Below are 17191 nucleotides of genomic sequence, written 5' to 3'. Positions count from 1 at the left end.
GTTTAGCATTGCCGCATGAGACTGCAAGCCTGTGGAAAAGTTCCCTGACACAACCATCAAGCCATTGTTTTTAAACGGAATTTTAACGCGGAGCGAGTTCGCTCAGATGCCTTGCGACAGCCAGCCAGGCACCGATGTAGCCGAGCAGCACCGCGCCGATCACCAGCGATAACGCATCGCCCGCCGGAACGCCACCCAGGCCGAAATCGCTGCCGTAGAGGCCCGCGAGGTTGACCACGGCTTCGTTCAGCCAGCCCAGACCGTAGACCAGCAGCAGCCAGGCGATCAGGCCGGCACCCAGGCCGTAGATGGCACCCATGTAGAGAAACGGACGGCGGACGTAGCCATCGGTGCCGCCTACCAGCTTGACCACCTCGATCTCGGTGCGGCGGTTCTCGATGTGCAGGCGGATGGTGTTGCCAATCACCAGCAGCAACGTCGCCACCAGCAGCAATGTCAGGCCAAAGACGAAACGGTCGCCAAGCTTGAGGATGGCGGTCAGCCGCTCGACCCAGAGCAGATCCAGCTGCGCCAGCTGTACGCCCGGCAACTCGGCCAGCTGCTGGCGCAGCGCTTCGAGCTTGTCCTTGTCCACCTCTTCGGGTGTCACGATGATCACGCCGGGCAGCGGATTTTCCGGCAATTCCTTGAGCGCTTCGCCAAGCCCGGACAACTGCTGAAACTCGTCCAGCGCCTGCTCGCGGCTGACCCAGTCCGCCGCTGCCACATCGGGCATGGCCGCAACCTCGTCACGCAGGCGCTCACCGGCGGCGCTATCCACCTCGAGGTCCATGAACAGCGAGATCTGCGCGGCGCGCTGCCAGGAGCCACCGAGTCGCTCGACGTTGTCCAGCAGCAGCGCCAGGCCCATGGGCAGGCTCAACGCCACGGCCATCACCAGGCAGGTGAAGAAGCTGCCGATCGGCTGCTTGATCAGGCGCCCGACGCTGTCCACCAGGCTGGCGCGGTGACTTTCCAGCCAGGCGTGGAACAGCGTCTTGAAGTCCGGCTCGTCGCCGCGTGGCTGCTCCGGCTTCTTCACCGAACCGCCGACGCGCTCGGCCGTGCTCGGGTTGGTCTTGGGATTGCGTTCGCTGCTCATCGGCTGGCCTCCCCATCGCCGATCAGGCGACCACGTTGCAGGGTCAGCATGCGATGGCGCATCCGCGCGATCAGCGCCAGGTCGTGGCTGGCGATCAGCACGGTGGTCCCCAGGCGATTGATGTCTTCGAACACGCCCATGATCTCCGCAGCGAGTCGCGGGTCGAGGTTACCGGTCGGTTCATCGGCGAGAAGCAGGGCCGGCCGATGCACGACTGCGCGGGCGATGCCGACACGCTGCTGCTGGCCGGTGGACAGGTCCGCCGGATACTGCAGCGCCTTGTCCTTGAGGCTGACGCGCTCCAGCGCGGTCATTACCCGCTGACCGATCTCGCGCTTGTTCAGCCCGAGGATCTGTAACGGCAGGGCGACGTTGTCGAATACGGTGCGATCGAACAGCAGCTGGTGGTTCTGGAACACCACGCCGATCTGTCGGCGCAGGAAAGGAATCTGCGCGTTGGTGATGCGCGACAGGTCCTGCCCGGCCAGCAGCAGCTTGCCGCTGGTGGGGCGCTCCATCGCCAGAAGCAGGCGCAGCAGCGTGCTCTTGCCAGCACCAGAATGGCCGGTAACGAAGAGGAACTCGCCACGCCGCACCTGAAAGGAAAGCTCGTGCAACCCGACGTGGCCGTTGGGGTAGCGTTTGCCGACCTGTTCGAAACGAATCATGCGCCGTCCCGCTGGGCAAAAAGCGCCTTGACGAACGCATCGGCCTCGAACGTGCGCAGATCGTCGATTCCTTCGCCGACGCCGATGTAACGAATCGGCGTGCCGAACTGCTTGGCCAGGGCGAAGATCACACCGCCCTTGGCGGTGCCGTCAAGCTTGGTCAGTGCCAGCCCGGTCAGCTCGACCGCCTGGTTGAACTGCTTGGTCTGGTTGATGGCGTTCTGGCCAGTGCCGGCGTCGAGTACCAGCAGGACTTCGTGGGGAGCCGACTCGTCGAGCTTGCCCATCACCCGACGGACTTTCTTCAGCTCTTCCATCAGGTTGTCCTTGGTATGAAGACGGCCCGCGGTGTCGGCAATCAGCACATCGATGCCGCGCGCCTTGGCCGCCTGCACCGCATCGAAGATCACCGAGGCGGAGTCGGCGCCGGTGTGCTGGGCGACCACCGGGATGCCGTTGCGCTCGCCCCAGACCTGCAGCTGCTCCACCGCCGCGGCGCGGAAGGTGTCGCCGGCGGCGAGCATGACCTTCTTGCCGTCGAGCTGCAGCTTCTTGGCCAGCTTGCCGATGGTGGTGGTCTTGCCGACGCCGTTCACGCCGACCACCAGGATCACATACGGGCGCTTGCCAGCATCGATCGCCAGCGGCTGCTCGACCGGCTTGAGCAGGCCAACGAGTTCTTCCTGCAGTGCGGTGTAGAGCGCGCCGCTGTCGGCCAGCTCCTTGCGCGAGACGCGCCGGGTGAGATTCTGCATGATCGCGGTGGTCGCCTCGACGCCGACGTCGGCGGTCAGCAGGCGGGTTTCCAGTTCGTCGAGCAGATCGTCGTCGATGGCCTTCTTGCCGAGGAACAGGCTGGCCATGCCTTCGCCAATGCTGGCGCTGGTTTTCGACAGCCCCTGGCGCAGGCGAGCGAAGAAGCCGAGCTTGGTTGGGGCCTCCGGCGCGGGCGCTACGACCGGGGCAGGTACCGGCTCCGGATCGGGTTCGGGTTCGGGGTGCAGCAGCACCGGCTCTATCTCCTCAGCCGGCTGCATATCGGCCTCGACCACGCGCGCCGGCTGCTCTTCCTGAGGTGTAGCGACAGGCGATTCGACAGGCGCCCCGGTCTGCTCGACCGATTCGCTGTCCGGCTGTTCGGCGGCGGGCTGCTCTGCCGGCGCGGGCTGCGGCTTCTTGCGCAGCCAGCCGAACAGGCCTTTCTTTTCACCGGGCTCGGCCGGCGTCTTCTTGTCGTCGTTGGAACCAAACATGGAGAAGGTATTCTCAAGGATGCGAAACGCCGGCAGCCTGGCTTCCGGCCCAAAAATGGGCCCTATCCTAGCACCTCGCCAGGCAGGTGCGCTAAGCGCGGGCACTGCGGCCGAGCAGACTGTGCGGATACCCCGGCTTTGCCTGACCCGCGCGGGCCATTACCATGGCTGCCGTGTCGCCGTCCTGCCATCTGCCGTGGCGGGCACCAACCTGGACGAGTCCCGACTATGCCTCTGATGTTACGCCGCGCCGCCGCCCTGCTGCTCGGAGCGTTCTATCTGCCCATGCTGGCAACAGCAGCAGACAGCCAGCCCACCCACGAGTTCTTCCTCGACAACGGCCTGAAGGTGATCGTGCGCGAGGATCATCGTGCGCCGGTGGTGGTTTCCCAGCTCTGGTACAAGGTTGGCTCCAGCTACGAGACAGCCGGCCAGACCGGCCTCTCTCACGCGCTCGAACACATGATGTTCAAGGGCAGCCGCAAGCTCGATGCCGGCGAAGCCTCGCGCATCCTGCGTGAGCTGGGCGCCGAGGAAAACGCCTTCACCAGCGACGACTACACGGCCTATTACCAGGTTCTGGCACGCGACCGCCTGGCCGTTGCGTTCGAACTCGAAGCCGACCGCCTGGCCAGCCTCAGGCTGCCGCCCGAGGAGTTCGCCCGCGAGATCGAAGTGATCAAGGAAGAACGCCGCCTGCGCACCGACGACAAGCCCAGCTCGCTGGCCTACGAGCGCTTCAAGACCATCACCTATCCCGCCAGCGGCTACCGCAACCCGACCATCGGCTGGATGGCCGATCTCAACCGCATGCAGGCCGACGAGCTGCGTGCCTGGTACGAGCAGTGGTACGCACCGAACAACGCCACCCTGGTGGTGGTCGGCGACGTGACCGCCGACGAGGTCCGCGGGCTGGCAGAACGCTTCTTCGGCGGCATCGAGAAACGCGAGGTGCCGGCGGCCAAGCGGCCGCTTGAGCTGGACGAACCGGGCGAGCGCCGCCTCCAGCTACACGTGAAGACCCAGCTGCCGACGCTGCTCATGGCCTTCAATGCACCGAGCCTGGCGACCGAGGAGAACGCTCGCCAGGTGCATGCCCTGCGGTTGATCTCCGCCCTGCTCGACGGCGGCTACAGCGCGCGCCTGCCGGAACGGCTGGAGCGCGGAGAGGAACTGGTGACCAGCGCCTCGGCCTGGTACGACGCCTACGCCCGTGGCGACAGCCTGTTCGTCTTGAGCGCCGCGCCGAACTTGCAGAAGGGCCGCACCCTGGAAGAAGTCGAAGCCGGGCTCTGGCGGGAGCTGGACGCGCTCAAGGAGACGCCACCCTCGGCGGACGAACTCGAGCGCGTGCGTGCGCAGGTCATCGCCGGCCTGGTCTACGAGCGCGACTCCATCACCCAGCAGGCCACCACCATCGGCAAGCTGGAAACCGTCGGCCTGTCCTGGCGCCTGATGGACGAGGAGCTGAGCGCGCTGGAAGCGGTTACGCCCGAGGACATTCAGCAGGCCGCCAGCACCTATTTCACCCGCTCCCGCCTGAGCGTCGCCCATGTTCTGCCCGAGGAAGCCCGTGATGAGTGATTGCAAAGCGCTGCGCAACGGCCTGTTCGGCCTGCTGCTGGCAGCCGGTTTCGGCCTGGCGGGCTGCGACGAAGGCTCCTCCGCCCTGCCACAGCCCGGCCAGCCGGCGGAGCAGGATGTCGCCCGCGAGGCGACCCAGCCTGCCGTGACGACCGCAACGCCCGAAAAGCCGCACTTGGAGTCCCTCACCGAGCTGGGCGATCAACCCCTGGCCCGGCGCAAGCTGGATATCCAGAGCTGGCAGACCGCCGAAGGCGCCAAGGTACTGTTCGTCGAAGCCCGCGAGTTGCCGATGTTCGACCTGCGCCTGACCTTCTCCGCCGGCAGCAGCCAGGACGGCGACATACCCGGCCTGGCGCTGCTGACCAATGCCATGCTCAACGAGGGCGTCGCGGGCAAGGACGTCAGCGCCATCGCCCGTGGTTTCGAAGGCCTCGGTGCGGATTTCGGCAACGGTTCCTACCGTGACATGGCGGTGGTCAGCCTGCGCAGCCTCAGTGCGCCGGACAAGCGCGAGCCGGCCCTGGCGCTGTTCAACCAGGTCATCGGCCAGCCGACCTTCCCCGAGGACTCGCTGCAACGGATCAAGAATCAGCTGCTGGCCGGCTTCGAATTCCAGAAGCAGAACCCCGGCAAGCTGGCCAGCCTCGAGCTGTTCGAGCAGCTCTATGGCGATCACCCCTACGCCCACCCCAGCGAAGGCACCCCCGAGTCGATTCCGGCTATCAGCGTCGAGCAGCTGCGCGACTTCCACGCCCGCGCCTATGCGGCAGGCAATGCGGTGATCGCGCTGGTCGGCGACCTCTCCCGCGAAGAGGCCGAAGCCTTGGCCGCCGACGTCTCCGCCGCCCTGCCGGAAGGCCCGGCGCTGCCAACGACGCCGACACCCAAGGCTCCGGTTGCCGGCAAGCACCACATCGACTTCCCCTCCAACCAGAGTCACCTGATGCTGGCCCAACTCGGCATCCCTCGTGGCCATCCGGACTACGCGGCGCTCTATCTGGGCAACCAAATCCTCGGCGGCGGCGGTTTCGGCACGCGGCTGATGGAAGAGGTGCGCGAAAAGCGCGGCCTGACCTACGGCATCTATTCCGGCTTCAGCCCGATGCGTGCCGAGGGGCCGTTCATGATCAGCATGCAGACCCGCGCCGAACTCACCGATGGCGCATTGGATCTGGTGCAGCAGCTGGTCCGCGACTATCTCGCCGAAGGGCCGACCGAGGCCGAGCTGGAGCGCAGCAAGCGCGAGATCGCCGGCAGTTTCCCGCTGTCTACCGCAAGCAATGCCGACATCGTCGGTCAGCTGGGCAGCATCGGCTTCTACGACCTGCCGCTGACCTACCTGGAGGATTTCATGGGCGAGGTGCAGGCGCTGACAGTCGAACAGGTCAAGACGGCGATGAACAAGCATCTGCAGGAAGACGCCTTCGTCATCGTCACCGCCGGCCCCAGCGTCGAGCAGCAACCGCTGCCGCCGCCCACCGATAAACCAGTCGAACAGCCCAGCGGCGTTCCGGAGCACTGATGGCCAATCCACCCATTCGCCCTAGCGCCCACGGCGGCCAGGGCCAGTTGCGCATCATCGGCGGCGAGTGGCGCTCGCGCCGCTTCAGCTTCCCCGATGCCGAAGGCTTGCGCCCCACGCCGGACCGGGTGCGCGAAACCCTGTTCAACTGGCTGGCACCCTACCTGTCCGGCGCGCGGGTGCTCGATCCGTTCACCGGCAGCGGCGCGATCTATCTGGAAGCCCTGTCGCGCGGCGCCAGCATGGCCCTGGCGCTGGACGTGAACGCCAACGCCATCGCCAGCCTGCGCAAGCATCTCGACACGCTCAACTGCGGCCACGGCCAGCTGCTGCAGAGCGACGCCCTGCGCTATCTGGAAACCCAGACGCCGACCGCCTTCGACCTGGTATTCCTCGACCCGCCGTTCAACAAGAATCTGCTGCAACCGGCCTGCGAGCTGCTGGAGAACAAGGGTTGGCTGGCCGAACACGCCTGGGTCTACACCGAAAGCGAGGCACTGCCGTCCAGCCTCGGCCTGCCGGGGAACTGGCGACTGCATCGGGAGAAGCAGGCCGGCAAGGTGCACTACGCGCTCTGGGAGCGCCACGCACCCGCCGCTTGAAGTCGGCGACTTCAGTAGAAGTCGACGGTCTGGCCGTTGCGATCGAAGGCCAGGAAGCGGCCGACGTTGCCGGTCTCGATGGCGCTGACCATCATCTTCAGTGGCTGCTCGGCCTCATCGGCGTTCGGCGTCATGCCGGCCTGGCCAGGCAGCGCCGCGGCGAACAGCAGGTGCCAGGCCACGCCGGTGCGCTCGGATTCTTCACGCAGCGCGGCGAAGTCGCTCAGTTCCTCGGGCAGCTTGTCGACGCAGAGCACCGGTTTCAATGAGCCACCGGCATTTTCCTCGAAGCGCTGGCGCTCGGCCTCGGTGGCGTCCTCGGGCAGTTCAGCACTGACAAAGACGAACAGCAGGCGCTGGGGCTCGCGCTCCTGGCGTGCGGCGCCGAGCAGTTGGTCGAAGGGGGTAGGCGTCATGGGCAGGGTTCCGGATAAGACTATCGCGTCACTCTCCACCCCTTGGGCGGCGCTGACCATATCCCCAAAGGCGTAAGTCGCCGGGCGGCAGGCATCATTCAACGCCTGCATCATGCTTTTCTTCCCTCCGCCAAGGCTCTAACGTCGAAGCAAACGAGGAAACCGAGCGACCGTGTCCGAAACCTTCCAACCCGCCTGGTGGCTTCCCGGGCCGCACTTGCAGACCTTGTGGAACCCCTTCTTTCGCAAGGCGCCGCGTCTCGAACGCCGGCGTGAGCGACTGTGGCTGGCCGATGGCGATTTCATCGACCTGGACTGGCACGGCCCGCATGAGGCTACGGCGCCGCTGGTGCTGGTGCTGCATGGGCTGACCGGCTCGTCGAATTCGCTTTACGTGCTCGGCCTGCAGCAACAACTGGCCGCACAGAGCTGGGCCAGCGTCGCGATCAACTGGCGCGGCTGCTCGGGCGAACCGAATCTACTGCCGCGCGCCTATCATTCCGGCGCCAGCGACGATCTCGCCGAAGTGATTGGGCACCTGCAGGCCAGCCGACCCATGGCGCCGCTGCATGCGGTGGGCTACTCGCTGGGCGGCAACGTGCTGCTCAAGTACCTCGGCGAAACGGGTGCCAGTAGCCCGCTGCGCAAGGCGGTGGCGGTGTCGGTGCCGTTTCGCCTGGACCAATGCGCCGATCGCATCGGCCTCGGCTTCTCCCGCGTCTACCAGGCGCATTTCATGAAGGCGATGGTGGCCTACGTGAGGGACAAACAGCAGCGTTTCCAGCGCGAGGGGCTGCTGAACCACCTCGGTGCCTTGCAGAGCCTCGGCCCGCTGCAGGGCATGCGCACCTTCTGGGATTTCGACGGTCGCTTCACCGCGCCGCTGCACGGCTACAGCGACGCCCAGGACTATTACCGCCGCGCCTCCAGCCGCTACTACCTGCCAGCGATCACGACACCAACCCTGCTGATCCAGGCCGCGGACGACCCTTTCGTGTTCCGCCACAGCGTGCCGGAACCGACCGAACTGTCGGCGACCACAACCCTGGAGCTGCACCGCCGCGGCGGCCACGTCGGCTTTGTAGAAGGCACGCCGCGCCGCCCTCGCTACTATCTGGAGCGACGGATTCCGCAGTGGTTGGGCGAGCCCTGAGAGGCGTCAGGCATCCGCCGTCGGCAACAGCGACTCCAGCGCAACGAAGTACTGACCCCGCAATGCAGCCACCGCCTCGCGCGCTTCGGTCGCGACAAAGCCGCTCTCCAGCGCCAGCACCTGATAGATGCCACGCCGCATCTGCACAGGATCGAGCTGGCCCGCCCCGGCGCCAACCGTGCCGAGGAAGCGAATCCAGGACGTAACGATGATCCAGGCGTTGAGCGCCAGCGCCTCGGTTTGTTCATCGTCCATCTCCAGAATGCCGACTTCGACGAAACCCTGGTAGATCGCCCGAGCATGCTGCAGGCAACGCGTGGCAAAGCCTTCGTAGCGCCGCGCCAGCTCGCCATCGGCGTCGAGCAACCCCTCCAGATCGCGGTGCAGAAAACGGTAATCCCACATCGCGCCGAGCAGTGCTTCCAGGTAGATCGCCTTGTCCTCTACCTGCATCGCGCGCGCCAGCGGCAGGCGCAGAAAGGCATCGACCCGCGCCTCGTACTGGCCGAACAGCTCGGCGACGATCGCCTGCTTGTTGGGGAAGTGGTAGTAGAGGTTTCCCGGCGAGATGCCCAGGTGCGCGGCGATGTGGTTGGTGGTGACGTTGCGTTCGCCCTGGGCGTTGAACAGCGCCAGGCTGGCTTCGATGATGCGATCGCGGGTCTTTGCTCGGGGTGCCATGGGCGGCGGGATCTCGGCGATGGAGCGAAGGGGCAACGGTACACGCCAGCGGTCGGGCAAGCACGTCTCGTTGACAGTTTAGAGCAATTACTCTAGAAATCTATCAACCCGCCTCGCCACCCGGAGCCCCAATGTCAGCCGACACTCCACAAGCACTCGCCGCCCTTGAAGCGGTGTTCGCTTGCCAGCGTGCAGCATTCGCCGCCGCACCGATGCCATCCGAGGAAGACCGTCTGCGCTGGCTGGACGCGCTGCGCGATGTGCTGGCGGCTCACCAGCCGGCTCTGATCGAGGCGATCAGCACGGATTTCGGTCATCGCTCGGCCGACGAGACCCTGCTCGCCGAACTGATGCCGAGCCTGCATGGCATCCGCTACGCCTGCCGCCATCTGCGGCGCTGGATGAAGCCATCGCGGCGCCGGGTCGGTCTGGCTTTCCAGCCGGCCAGTGCGCGGGTCGTCTATCAGCCGCTGGGGGTAGTGGGCATCATCGTGCCGTGGAACTACCCGCTCTACCTGGCCATCGGCCCGCTGGTCGGTGCGCTGGCGGCAGGCAATCGGGTGATGCTGAAGATGAGCGAGTCGACGCCGGCCACCGGCCAGCTGCTGAAGGCGCTGCTGGCGCAGGTTTTTCCGGAGAATCAGGTGGCGGTGGTGCTCGGCGATGTCGAGTTCGGGCGCGCCTTCGCCCGCCTGCCGTTCGACCATCTGCTGTTCACCGGCGCAACGCATATAGGCCGTGACGTGATGCGTGCCGCCGCCGACAACCTCACCCCGGTGACCCTCGAGCTGGGCGGCAAGTCGCCGGCCATCGTCTCGGCCACGGTGCCGCTGGCCGATGCCGCCGAGCGCATCGCCTTCGGCAAATGCATCAATGCCGGGCAGACCTGCGTCGCGCCGGACTATGTGCTGGTACCGCGAGCCCGCCTCAAGGGCTTCGTCGACGCCTATCGTGAAGCGGTACAGCGTCTGTATCCGAGCCTTGCGGACAACCCCGACTACACCGCAATCATCAATGCGCGTCAGCTGGCACGATTGCAGGACTACCTCGACGATGCCCGCGCCAAGGGCGCCCAGGTCGTGCCGCTGTTCACCGAGGCGCAGCAGCGGCGCATGCCGCACTGCCTGCTGCTCGAGGTCAACGAGCACATGCGGGTGATGCACGAGGAGATCTTCGGCCCGCTGCTACCGATCATTCCCTACGACGAGCTGGACGAGGCGCTGGCCTACGTCAATGCCCGGCCGCGGCCGCTGGCGCTTTACTACTTCGGCTACGACCGGCCCGAACAGCAGCGGGTTCTGGACTCGACGCATTCGGGCGGGGTCTGCCTGAACGACACCCTGCTGCACGTCGCCCAGGACGATCTGCCCTTTGGCGGCATCGGCCCCTCTGGCATGGGCCACTACCACGGCCGCGAGGGATTCCTGACCTTCAGCAAGGCCAAGAGCGTTTTCGCCAAGCAGCGCTTCAACGCCGCTCGGCTGGTCTATCCACCCTACGGCAAGTGGTGGCAGAAGCTGATCTACGCTCTGTTCATCCGCTGAAACGCGACGCCACGATGCACGATCTCGCCATGAACCGCCGCACCCTGCTCAAGGTCGGGCTGCTCGGCAGCACCATTCTGGCCGCTGGCGGACTGCTAGGCCGCTGCGCCGGGGCGACAGCCGCCGTTCCCGCCAGCGGCTTCGCCGTACTGCGCAAGAGCGACCTGCCGATGCTACATCGCCTGATTCCGTTGTTGCTGGAGGGGTCGGTGCCACTGGCCGAAATGCCGCAAGCGGCAGCCGTCACTCTGATCAGCCTGGATCAGGGCCTGCACCATCTTTCGCCGGCGCTGGCGGCACAGGTACGCCAGTTGTTCGATGTGCTTACCCAACCCCTGATCCGCGGTCCGCTCACAGGCATCTGGGGCGACTGGCGCCAGGCCTCGGATGACGAACTGCGGGCGTTCCTGAACCGTTGGCAGAACAGCTCGTTGGCCCTGCTGCGCCAGGGGCATGCCTCGCTGCTGCAGATGATCCTCATGGCCTGGTACGCCTGCCCGGCTTCCTGGGCGCACTGCGGCTATCCCGGGCCACCGGCCGTCTGACCAAGGAGGCCGCCGTGCCCGTTCCCGATCTCTTCGCCGAAGGCCTCGCCCGTGGCTGGACCACCCATGACGGCTCGCGCCTGCCGCACGACCTGACGCTGGAAGCCGACATCGCCATCGTCGGCAGCGGCGCAGGCGGCGCCACCAGCGCGGAAATCCTCAGTGCCGCCGGCTTCAAAGTGCTGCTGATCGAGGAAGGCCCACTGCGCACCAGCCGCGACTTCGACATGCAGGAAGCCCGTGCCTACCGCTCGCTCTATCAGGAGGCCATCGGTCGCACCAGCAAGGACGGCGCCATCACCATCCTGCAGGGCCGTGCGGTAGGCGGCACCACCCTGGTGAACTGGACCTCGAGCTTCCGCACCCCGCCGCAGACGCTGGCGCACTGGGCGCGCGAACACGGTGTGCGCGGCCTCTCGGCCGAGGCCTTACAGCCCTGGTTCGAACGCATGGAGCAGCGCCTGGGCGTCACGCCCTGGGCAGTCCCGCCGAACGCCAACAACCAGGTGCTCAAGCGCGGCTGCGAACGGCTCGACTATCACTGGGCGGTGATCCCGCGCAACGTGCGCGGCTGCTGGAACCTGGGCTACTGCGGCATGGGCTGCCCGACCAATGCCAAGCAGTCGATGTTGGTCACCAGCATTCCAGCGCTACTGGACAAGGGCGGCGAGCTGCTCTATCTCGTCCGCGCCGAACGCCTGCTGATGCAGGGCGAGCGGGTCGTCGGACTGGACTGCCTGGGCATGGACGAACGTTGCGTGGCGCCGAACGGTCGACGCATCCGCGTGATCGCCAAGCATTACATCCTCGCCGGCGGCGGTATCAATACCCCGGCGCTGCTGCTGCGCTCCGATGCGCCGGACCCGCATAAGCGCGTCGGCAAGCGCACCTTCCTGCACCTGACGAACTTCTCCGCGGCACGCTTCGACGAGCGCATCGACGCCTTCAGCGGCGCACCGCAATCGATCTATTCGGATCACTTCCAGTGGCGCGACGGGACTGCCGGGCCGGCGGGCTACAAACTCGAAGTGCCGCCCGTTCACCCGGCCCTTGCCGCCACACTGCTCGGCGATTTCGGCTCGGAGAACGCGCAGCGCATGGCCGCGCTGCCGCACACCCACGCGATGATCGCCCTGCAGCGCGACGGCTTTCATCCGGACAGCGCCGAGGGCACGGTCGAGCTGCGCAGCGACGGCAGCCCAGTGCTCGACTACCGCGTGACCGACTATGCCTGGAACGGTATCCGCCGCGCTTTTCTGAGCATGGCCGAGATCCAGTTCGCCGCGGGTGCGCGCGCGGTGCTGCCGCTGCATGCCGACGCCCGCTACGTGAAGACGCCCCGCGCGGCCCGCGAACTGATCGAGCGTCTCGACCTCGCGCCGTACCGCACCCGCCTCGGCAGCGCCCACGTCATGGGCGGTTGCGCCATGGGCGAGGACCCAAGCCAGGCGGTAACCGACAGCCTCGGCCGACACCATCGGCTGGGCAACCTGTCGATACACGACGGCTCGCTGTTTCCCACCAGTGTCGGCGCCAACCCGCAGCTGTCGATCTACGCACTGTGCGAAATTGACGGCAGAGCTGATCGATCGTTTGCAGAACGCCTGAGATTGCCCCGCATTCGCGGCAGATCGCCGCACGGCCATTCAGGCTTTACGCTGCCGATACCGAGCCGCTACCATCCACACCCCCACGCATGCGTCAGGACGCCGCGATGAATCGAGTGTTGTATCCGGGAACCTTCGATCCCATCACTATGGGCCACGCCGATCTGGTGGAACGTGCCTCGCGGCTGTTCGACGAGGTCATCATCGCCGTGGCGGCCAACCCGAAGAAGAATCCGCTGTTCCCGCTGGAGCAACGTGTGGAGCTGGCCCGTGAGGTGACCAAGCACCTGCCGAACGTCAAGGTCATCGGCTTCTCCACCCTGCTGGCGCACTTCGTCAAGGAGCAGCAGGCCAACATCCTGCTGCGCGGTCTGCGCGCGGTATCCGACTTCGAATACGAATTCCAGCTGGCCAACATGAACCGGCAGCTGGCGCCGGACGTCGAAAGCCTGTTCCTCACGCCGTCGGAAAAGTACTCCTACATTTCCTCGACCCTGGTGCGCGAGATCGCCTCGCTCCAGGGCGACGTCTCGAAATTCGTCCATCCGGCCGTGATGCAGGCGCTCAAGACGCGCTTCGGCCAGAACTGAGGGCCACCGACGGCGCTGCGTCGGATGCACGCCGCGCGCCGATGCGGCACAATTGGCCGTCGTAATTTAGCTGTGCCGTGGTTCGAGCCACGGCAGGAGTTCGCTGGATGTCCCTGAAAATCACCGATGACTGCATCAACTGCGATGTCTGCGAGCCGGAGTGCCCGAACAGCGCCATCTCCCAGGGCGAGGAGATCTACGTCATCGACCCCAACCTCTGCACCGAGTGCGTCGGCCACTACGACGAACCGCAGTGCCAGCAGGTTTGCCCGGTAGACTGCATTCCGCTCGACGAGAACAACGTCGAGAGCAAGGACGAACTGATGCAGAAGTACCTGATCATCACCGGCAAGGCGTGATGCGCTGGCGGCAACCGACCCGGCGGACGCTCCTGTTCAAGGTGCTCCACGGCTGGTTCGCCGCCCTGCTGTTGCTGGCCTGCAGCGTCCAGGCCAGCCCGCTCGACAACGGTGCCGTTGCCACCGCCCACCCCCTGGCCAGCGAAGTCGGCCGACAGATCCTCGAAGCAGGCGGCAACGCCTTCGACGCCACCGTCGCGGTGAGCGCCGCGTTGGCCGTGGTCGAACCCTACGGCTCCGGGCTCGGCGGCGGTGGCTTCTTTCTGCTGCGCGAGGCCGCCGAGCCGGCCCGTCATGTATTTCTCGACGCCCGCGAGCGAGCGCCCAGCGCCGCCACGCCGGACATGTATCTGCGCGAAGGCAAGATCCAGCGCGAACTCTCGCTGAACGGCCCGCTGGCCGCGGCGATTCCCGGCACGCCAGCGGCACTGGTCGAGCTCGCCGAAAAACGCGGTCGCCTGCCGCTCAAGACGACCCTGGCACCCGCTATCGCCCTGGCCCGCGACGGCTTCGCGGTGGATGCGGTGTACCGCCAGCGTGCCGGCTGGCGCCTGGCCGCACTGCGTGACGATCCCGAGAGCGCGCGGCTGTTTCTAACTGGCGGCGAGCTTCCGCCCGAAGGCCATCTGTTGCGCCAGCCGGAACTGGCGCAAACCCTGGAGCGCCTGGCCAGGCGCGGTCACGACGGCTTCTACCGCGGCGAGTTCGCGAAAAAATTGGTGCAAGGCGTGCGCGCCGCTGGTGGCATCTGGTCGCTGGAGGATCTGGCCGGCTACCGCACGATGGAGCGCGAACCCCTGCGTTTCGCCCTGGCCGATGGCCGTGAGCTGATCGGCGCGCCACCGCCATCGGCCGGCGGGATGATCCTCGCGCAGAGCCTGGGCATCCTCGAACGCCTCGCCTGGCGCGAAGCCGAACCGCTGCAGCGCAGCCACCTGGTGGTCGAGGCATTGCGTCGCGCCTACCGTGACCGCGGGCTGCTGGGCGATCCCGATTTCGTCGCCGCACCGATCGAGCGGCTGTTGTCCACGCGTTACCTGGACCAGCTGGCGGCCGCCATCGACCGCGAGCGCGCCACTCCGAGCAGCGACCTGCCACCGGCACCACGCTGGCGCGAGGGCGAGCACACCACGCATTTCGCCGTGATCGATGCCGAAGGCAATGCGGTGGCGGCGACGCTGTCGCTGAACATGATGTTTGGCGCCGCCTTCACCGTGCCCGGCACCGGGGTACTGCTCAACGACGAGATGGACGATTTCGCCGCCGACATCGACGGCAGCAACGCCTACGGTCTGGAAGGCAGCAGCGCCAACGCCATCGCCGGCGGCAAGCGGCCGTTGTCGAGCATGAGCCCGACCTTTATCGAGAGCCGCGAGGAATTCACCGCTTTCGGCACCCCCGGCGGCAGTCGCATTCCCAGCATGGTGCTGCTCTCGGCATTGTCTTATCTGGATGGCGAGCCGGTGCAGGCCTGGCCGGCAGTGCCGCGCTATCACCATCAGTACCTGCCGGACGTGCTGCAGTACGAGGCCAATGCCTTCAGCGCAGCCCAGCTGGACGCGCTACGTGCCCGCGGCCACCAGCCCAGGCTGATCGAGCGGGACTACGGCAACCAGCAGGTGCTCTACTGGCACAAGCCGAGCGGCAAGGTCGAAGCGGCCAGCGACCCGCGCGGCATCGGCCGCGCGCTGAAGGTGCCCGCACGGCGCCAGCCGATCACGGCTGCACAATGACCGGGCCGTCGTCCGCCGCCAGCTGCCGCAGCTGACGCGTCAGCTCGTGGCCCTCGCCCAGCAGCAGGGCGTTGCGCAGGCTCTGGATGATGCGGCTGGCATAGCCCAGGTCGTTCATCAGCGAGCTGGTCTGCAGGCCGTCCAGCTTGTGATTGCGGATCGACTCGAACAGCCGCCGGCGAAACTCGGCGTCGAAGTGTGCGGCACGTTCGTCCAGCCAGTTCAGCCGCTCGCGCCAGAGCTCATCGGGCAGCTCGGAGTGATTCAGCGCGCGAATTTCCCGTAGCGATTCCAGCAGCTGCCGGCGCAGTTCGACATAGGCCTGGCGCGCGGCGGAATCGTCCTGGCGCAGGTACAGGCCAAGGTTCTTCTGCAGGTGCTTGGCATCCTTGACCGCATCCACCAGCTGCAGCGCGGCGACCTGGCAGTTCACCCAGAACGCCTGATGGCTCTCGTCCAGCGGCAGCTCCAGGCGGCCCATGAACGTCAGCAGATCGGAATACACGCCCTTGATATGGCGCTGGTACAGATGTTCGGCGTCCAGCGCCTGGGCTTCGGGACGGGCATGCAGCAGCGCTTCGTCGACCCGGCCCTGCTGACGCAGCTGCTCGACCGGCAGGTAGAGGGCATGACAAATCACCTCCAGGCTCAGGCGTGCCAGGTGCTGCAGCTCCTGAGCCACTGCGCTGGCCGCGGCGTCGGCCGAATCCAGCGCCCGCTCGTTGAGATAGCGCGCATGGGTCACGCCATCCGCCGGCGTTGGCGTCAGCTCGGTGATCAGCACCGTCGGCTCGGCCCGCTCCGGCAGCACGCGCAGCAGGACGTTTGCCAGCTGCGTCTGCCAGGGCCAGAAGAGCAGCACGCCCATGCCGTTGAACAGGCTGTGGAACAGCGCCAGCTGAATCAGCCGGTTCTCGCCCAACCCCAGCGGCGCGACCAGCCACTGCACCAGCCAGGCCAGGGGCACCAGCAGTGCGATTGCCAGGATGGCGGTCGTGACGTTGAACAGCACATGCGCCAGGGCCAGGCGCTGGCCATTGCGATTGCCGCCCAGCGAGCCGACAAAGGCGGTGGTGACGCTGGTGCCGACGTTCGCGCCGATGGCGGTGGCCAGGGCCTGGATCAGATCCAGCTGACCGGCAGCCAGCGCGGTCAGGGTCAGCATCAGCGTGGCATGGCTCGATTGCAGTACCACGGTGGCGAGCAGGCCGATACCGACGAACAGCAACTGGCCGGTCAGGCCACCGGAGTGATACTGCGACAGGTTCATGCCGCCGAAGCTGGAGAACCCGCTCTTGATCTGATCGATACCGAGAAAGATGAAGGCGATGCCGAGCACGATGCGCCCGGCGGCCTTGCCCTTGTCGCCGCTGAAGCTCGCCAGCACGCCGAAGACCAGCAGCGGCAAGGCCAGCGGGCTGAGGCTGACATTCTGCCCGGCCAGTGCCAGCAGCCAGATGCCGGTAGTGGAACCGAGGTTGGCGCCGAACAGGATGGCGATGCCGCCGGCGAGCTTGATCAAGCCGGTACTGATGAAGGCGATGGTGAGCAACGAGACCAGCGTGCTGGACTGCAGCAGCATGGTGCCGCTGATGCCGAACATCAGCCCCTTGAGCGGCGTCGCGGTACTGCGCGCCAGAAGCTGTTCGAGCTTGCTGCCGGCCAGCTGGCGCAGGCCCTCTTCGAGGCATTGCATGCCGAACAGGAACAGCGCGAGTCCCGCGCACAGCTCGAGCCAACCGTCGCTGGCCCAGAACGACCAAGACAACATCAGCAGGCCCACGATGGGCAAGAAAGTCTTGAAGAAGCGGCTGTTCAAGGAGGGAGCT

The 17191-nt window shown here is 66.4% G+C and carries 15 protein-coding genes and 1 pseudogene; 10 read left to right on the top strand and 6 right to left on the bottom strand.

Annotated features, from left to right (window positions below):
- Nucleotides 1–82 precede the first annotated feature (82 nt).
- The 3 genes from ftsX to ftsY are packed head-to-tail and all read right to left on the bottom strand — an operon-like array spanning nucleotide 83 to nucleotide 3023.
- Nucleotides 83–1102: a permease-like cell division protein FtsX gene (gene ftsX, locus ACX1DW_RS18695; RefSeq protein ID WP_102838920.1), complete on the bottom strand. Its 1020-nt coding sequence runs from the start codon at nucleotides 1100–1102 to the stop codon at nucleotides 83–85.
- Entirely contained in the window at nucleotides 1099–1770 is a 672-nt protein-coding gene (ftsE, locus tag ACX1DW_RS18690) for a cell division ATP-binding protein FtsE (RefSeq protein WP_045665759.1), read from the bottom strand. The genes ftsX and ftsE overlap by 4 nt, the downstream gene beginning before the upstream one ends.
- Nucleotides 1767–3023, bottom strand: a complete 1257-nt coding sequence (gene ftsY / locus ACX1DW_RS18685; RefSeq protein ID WP_458992119.1) for a signal recognition particle-docking protein FtsY — start codon at nucleotides 3021–3023, stop codon at nucleotides 1767–1769. Before ftsY ends, ftsE begins: the two co-directional genes overlap by 4 nt.
- 228 nt (nucleotides 3024–3251) lie before the next feature.
- Between ftsY and ACX1DW_RS18680 the strand changes: the two genes are divergently transcribed.
- The 3 genes from ACX1DW_RS18680 to rsmD are packed head-to-tail and all read left to right on the top strand — an operon-like array spanning nucleotide 3252 to nucleotide 6734.
- Entirely contained in the window at nucleotides 3252–4607 is a 1356-nt protein-coding gene (locus tag ACX1DW_RS18680) for a M16 family metallopeptidase (RefSeq protein WP_458992118.1), read from the top strand.
- The gene (locus ACX1DW_RS18675; protein WP_458992117.1) at nucleotides 4600–6132 is read left to right on the top strand and encodes a M16 family metallopeptidase; all 1533 of its coding nucleotides are present in this window, start codon (nucleotides 4600–4602) and stop codon (nucleotides 6130–6132) included. The genes ACX1DW_RS18680 and ACX1DW_RS18675 overlap by 8 nt, the downstream gene beginning before the upstream one ends.
- Nucleotides 6132–6734: a 16S rRNA (guanine(966)-N(2))-methyltransferase RsmD gene (rsmD, locus tag ACX1DW_RS18670; protein ID WP_458992116.1), complete on the top strand. Its 603-nt coding sequence runs from the start codon at nucleotides 6132–6134 to the stop codon at nucleotides 6732–6734. Before ACX1DW_RS18675 ends, rsmD begins: the two co-directional genes overlap by 1 nt.
- Before the next feature lie 11 nt (nucleotides 6735–6745).
- On the opposite strand, the gene ACX1DW_RS18665 is transcribed toward rsmD, so the two are convergent.
- Entirely contained in the window at nucleotides 6746–7150 is a 405-nt protein-coding gene (locus ACX1DW_RS18665) for a ribonucleotide reductase subunit alpha (protein WP_458992115.1), read from the bottom strand.
- Nucleotides 7151–7322: 172 nt separating this feature from the next.
- On the opposite strand from ACX1DW_RS18665, the gene ACX1DW_RS18660 reads away from it, so the two are divergent.
- Nucleotides 7323–8303, top strand: coding sequence for a hydrolase (locus ACX1DW_RS18660; RefSeq protein WP_133455363.1), 981 nt, complete (start codon nucleotides 7323–7325; stop codon nucleotides 8301–8303).
- A 6-nt stretch (nucleotides 8304–8309) separates the two neighbouring features.
- Here the strand turns inward: ACX1DW_RS18660 and ACX1DW_RS18655 are convergent, their stop codons facing one another.
- On the bottom strand, nucleotides 8310–8984 hold the full coding sequence (locus tag ACX1DW_RS18655) for a TetR/AcrR family transcriptional regulator (protein ID WP_049325534.1): 675 nt from the start codon (nucleotides 8982–8984) through the stop codon (nucleotides 8310–8312).
- Between the two features lie 131 nt (nucleotides 8985–9115).
- Here ACX1DW_RS18655 and ACX1DW_RS18650 point away from each other — a divergent pair, with 131 nt between their 5' ends.
- From ACX1DW_RS18650 to ggt, 6 genes and pseudogenes are all read left to right on the top strand, one after another.
- Nucleotides 9116–10528, top strand: a complete 1413-nt coding sequence (locus ACX1DW_RS18650) for a coniferyl aldehyde dehydrogenase (protein ID WP_458992114.1) — start codon at nucleotides 9116–9118, stop codon at nucleotides 10526–10528.
- Nucleotides 10529–10542: 14 nt separating this feature from the next.
- On the top strand, nucleotides 10543–11073 hold the full coding sequence (locus ACX1DW_RS18645) for a twin-arginine translocation pathway signal protein (RefSeq protein ID WP_458992113.1): 531 nt from the start codon (nucleotides 10543–10545) through the stop codon (nucleotides 11071–11073).
- Between the two features lie 14 nt (nucleotides 11074–11087).
- Nucleotides 11088–12681, top strand: a pseudogene (locus ACX1DW_RS18640) (GMC family oxidoreductase).
- 106 nt (nucleotides 12682–12787) lie between these two features.
- Nucleotides 12788–13270 carry a pantetheine-phosphate adenylyltransferase gene (gene coaD / locus ACX1DW_RS18635; protein ID WP_013984354.1) on the top strand — a complete coding sequence of 161 codons (483 nt, stop codon included), beginning with the start codon at nucleotides 12788–12790 and terminating at the stop codon, nucleotides 13268–13270.
- A 107-nt stretch (nucleotides 13271–13377) separates the two neighbouring features.
- A complete protein-coding gene (locus ACX1DW_RS18630) occupies nucleotides 13378–13629 on the top strand; it encodes a YfhL family 4Fe-4S dicluster ferredoxin (protein WP_003303200.1) in 252 nt (83 codons plus the stop codon).
- Nucleotides 13629–15362 (top strand): gamma-glutamyltransferase, encoded by a 1734-nt coding sequence (ggt, locus tag ACX1DW_RS18625; protein ID WP_458992112.1) that lies wholly within the window; start codon nucleotides 13629–13631, stop codon nucleotides 15360–15362. Before ACX1DW_RS18630 ends, ggt begins: the two co-directional genes overlap by 1 nt.
- Here the strand turns inward: ggt and ACX1DW_RS18620 are convergent.
- Complete coding sequence (locus ACX1DW_RS18620) at nucleotides 15346–17181, bottom strand: Na/Pi cotransporter family protein (RefSeq protein WP_458992111.1); 1836 nt, start codon at nucleotides 17179–17181, stop codon at nucleotides 15346–15348. The two genes, ggt and ACX1DW_RS18620, sit on opposite strands and share 17 nt — an antisense overlap.
- Nucleotides 17182–17191: the final 10 nt, after the last annotated feature.

The sequence above is a fragment of the Stutzerimonas sp. KH-1 genome, assembly GCF_054483855.1.
The sequence above is the reverse complement of the archived record's forward strand: the minus strand, read 5'-3'. Positions and strand labels throughout refer to the sequence as shown.

Excerpts from the sequence above, each read along its gene's own strand:
- coaD (WP_013984354.1), top strand. The coding sequence starts at position 12,788 with ATGAATCGAGTGTTGTATCCGGGAACCTTCGATCCCATCACTATGGGC.
- ftsX (WP_102838920.1), bottom strand. The coding sequence starts at position 1,102 with ATGAGCAGCGAACGCAATCCCAAGACCAACCCGAGCACGGCCGAGCGC.
- ACX1DW_RS18630 (WP_003303200.1), top strand. The coding sequence starts at position 13,378 with ATGTCCCTGAAAATCACCGATGACTGCATCAACTGCGATGTCTGCGAG.
- ggt (WP_458992112.1), top strand. The coding sequence starts at position 13,629 with ATGCGCTGGCGGCAACCGACCCGGCGGACGCTCCTGTTCAAGGTGCTC.
- ftsE (WP_045665759.1), bottom strand. The coding sequence starts at position 1,770 with ATGATTCGTTTCGAACAGGTCGGCAAACGCTACCCCAACGGCCACGTC.
- ftsY (WP_458992119.1), bottom strand. The coding sequence starts at position 3,023 with ATGTTTGGTTCCAACGACGACAAGAAGACGCCGGCCGAGCCCGGTGAA.
- ACX1DW_RS18680 (WP_458992118.1), top strand. The coding sequence starts at position 3,252 with ATGCCTCTGATGTTACGCCGCGCCGCCGCCCTGCTGCTCGGAGCGTTC.
- ACX1DW_RS18645 (WP_458992113.1), top strand. The coding sequence starts at position 10,543 with ATGCACGATCTCGCCATGAACCGCCGCACCCTGCTCAAGGTCGGGCTG.
- ACX1DW_RS18650 (WP_458992114.1), top strand. The coding sequence starts at position 9,116 with ATGTCAGCCGACACTCCACAAGCACTCGCCGCCCTTGAAGCGGTGTTC.
- ACX1DW_RS18655 (WP_049325534.1), bottom strand. The coding sequence starts at position 8,984 with ATGGCACCCCGAGCAAAGACCCGCGATCGCATCATCGAAGCCAGCCTG.
- ACX1DW_RS18675 (WP_458992117.1), top strand. The coding sequence starts at position 4,600 with ATGAGTGATTGCAAAGCGCTGCGCAACGGCCTGTTCGGCCTGCTGCTG.
- rsmD (WP_458992116.1), top strand. The coding sequence starts at position 6,132 with ATGGCCAATCCACCCATTCGCCCTAGCGCCCACGGCGGCCAGGGCCAG.
- ACX1DW_RS18665 (WP_458992115.1), bottom strand. The coding sequence starts at position 7,150 with ATGACGCCTACCCCCTTCGACCAACTGCTCGGCGCCGCACGCCAGGAG.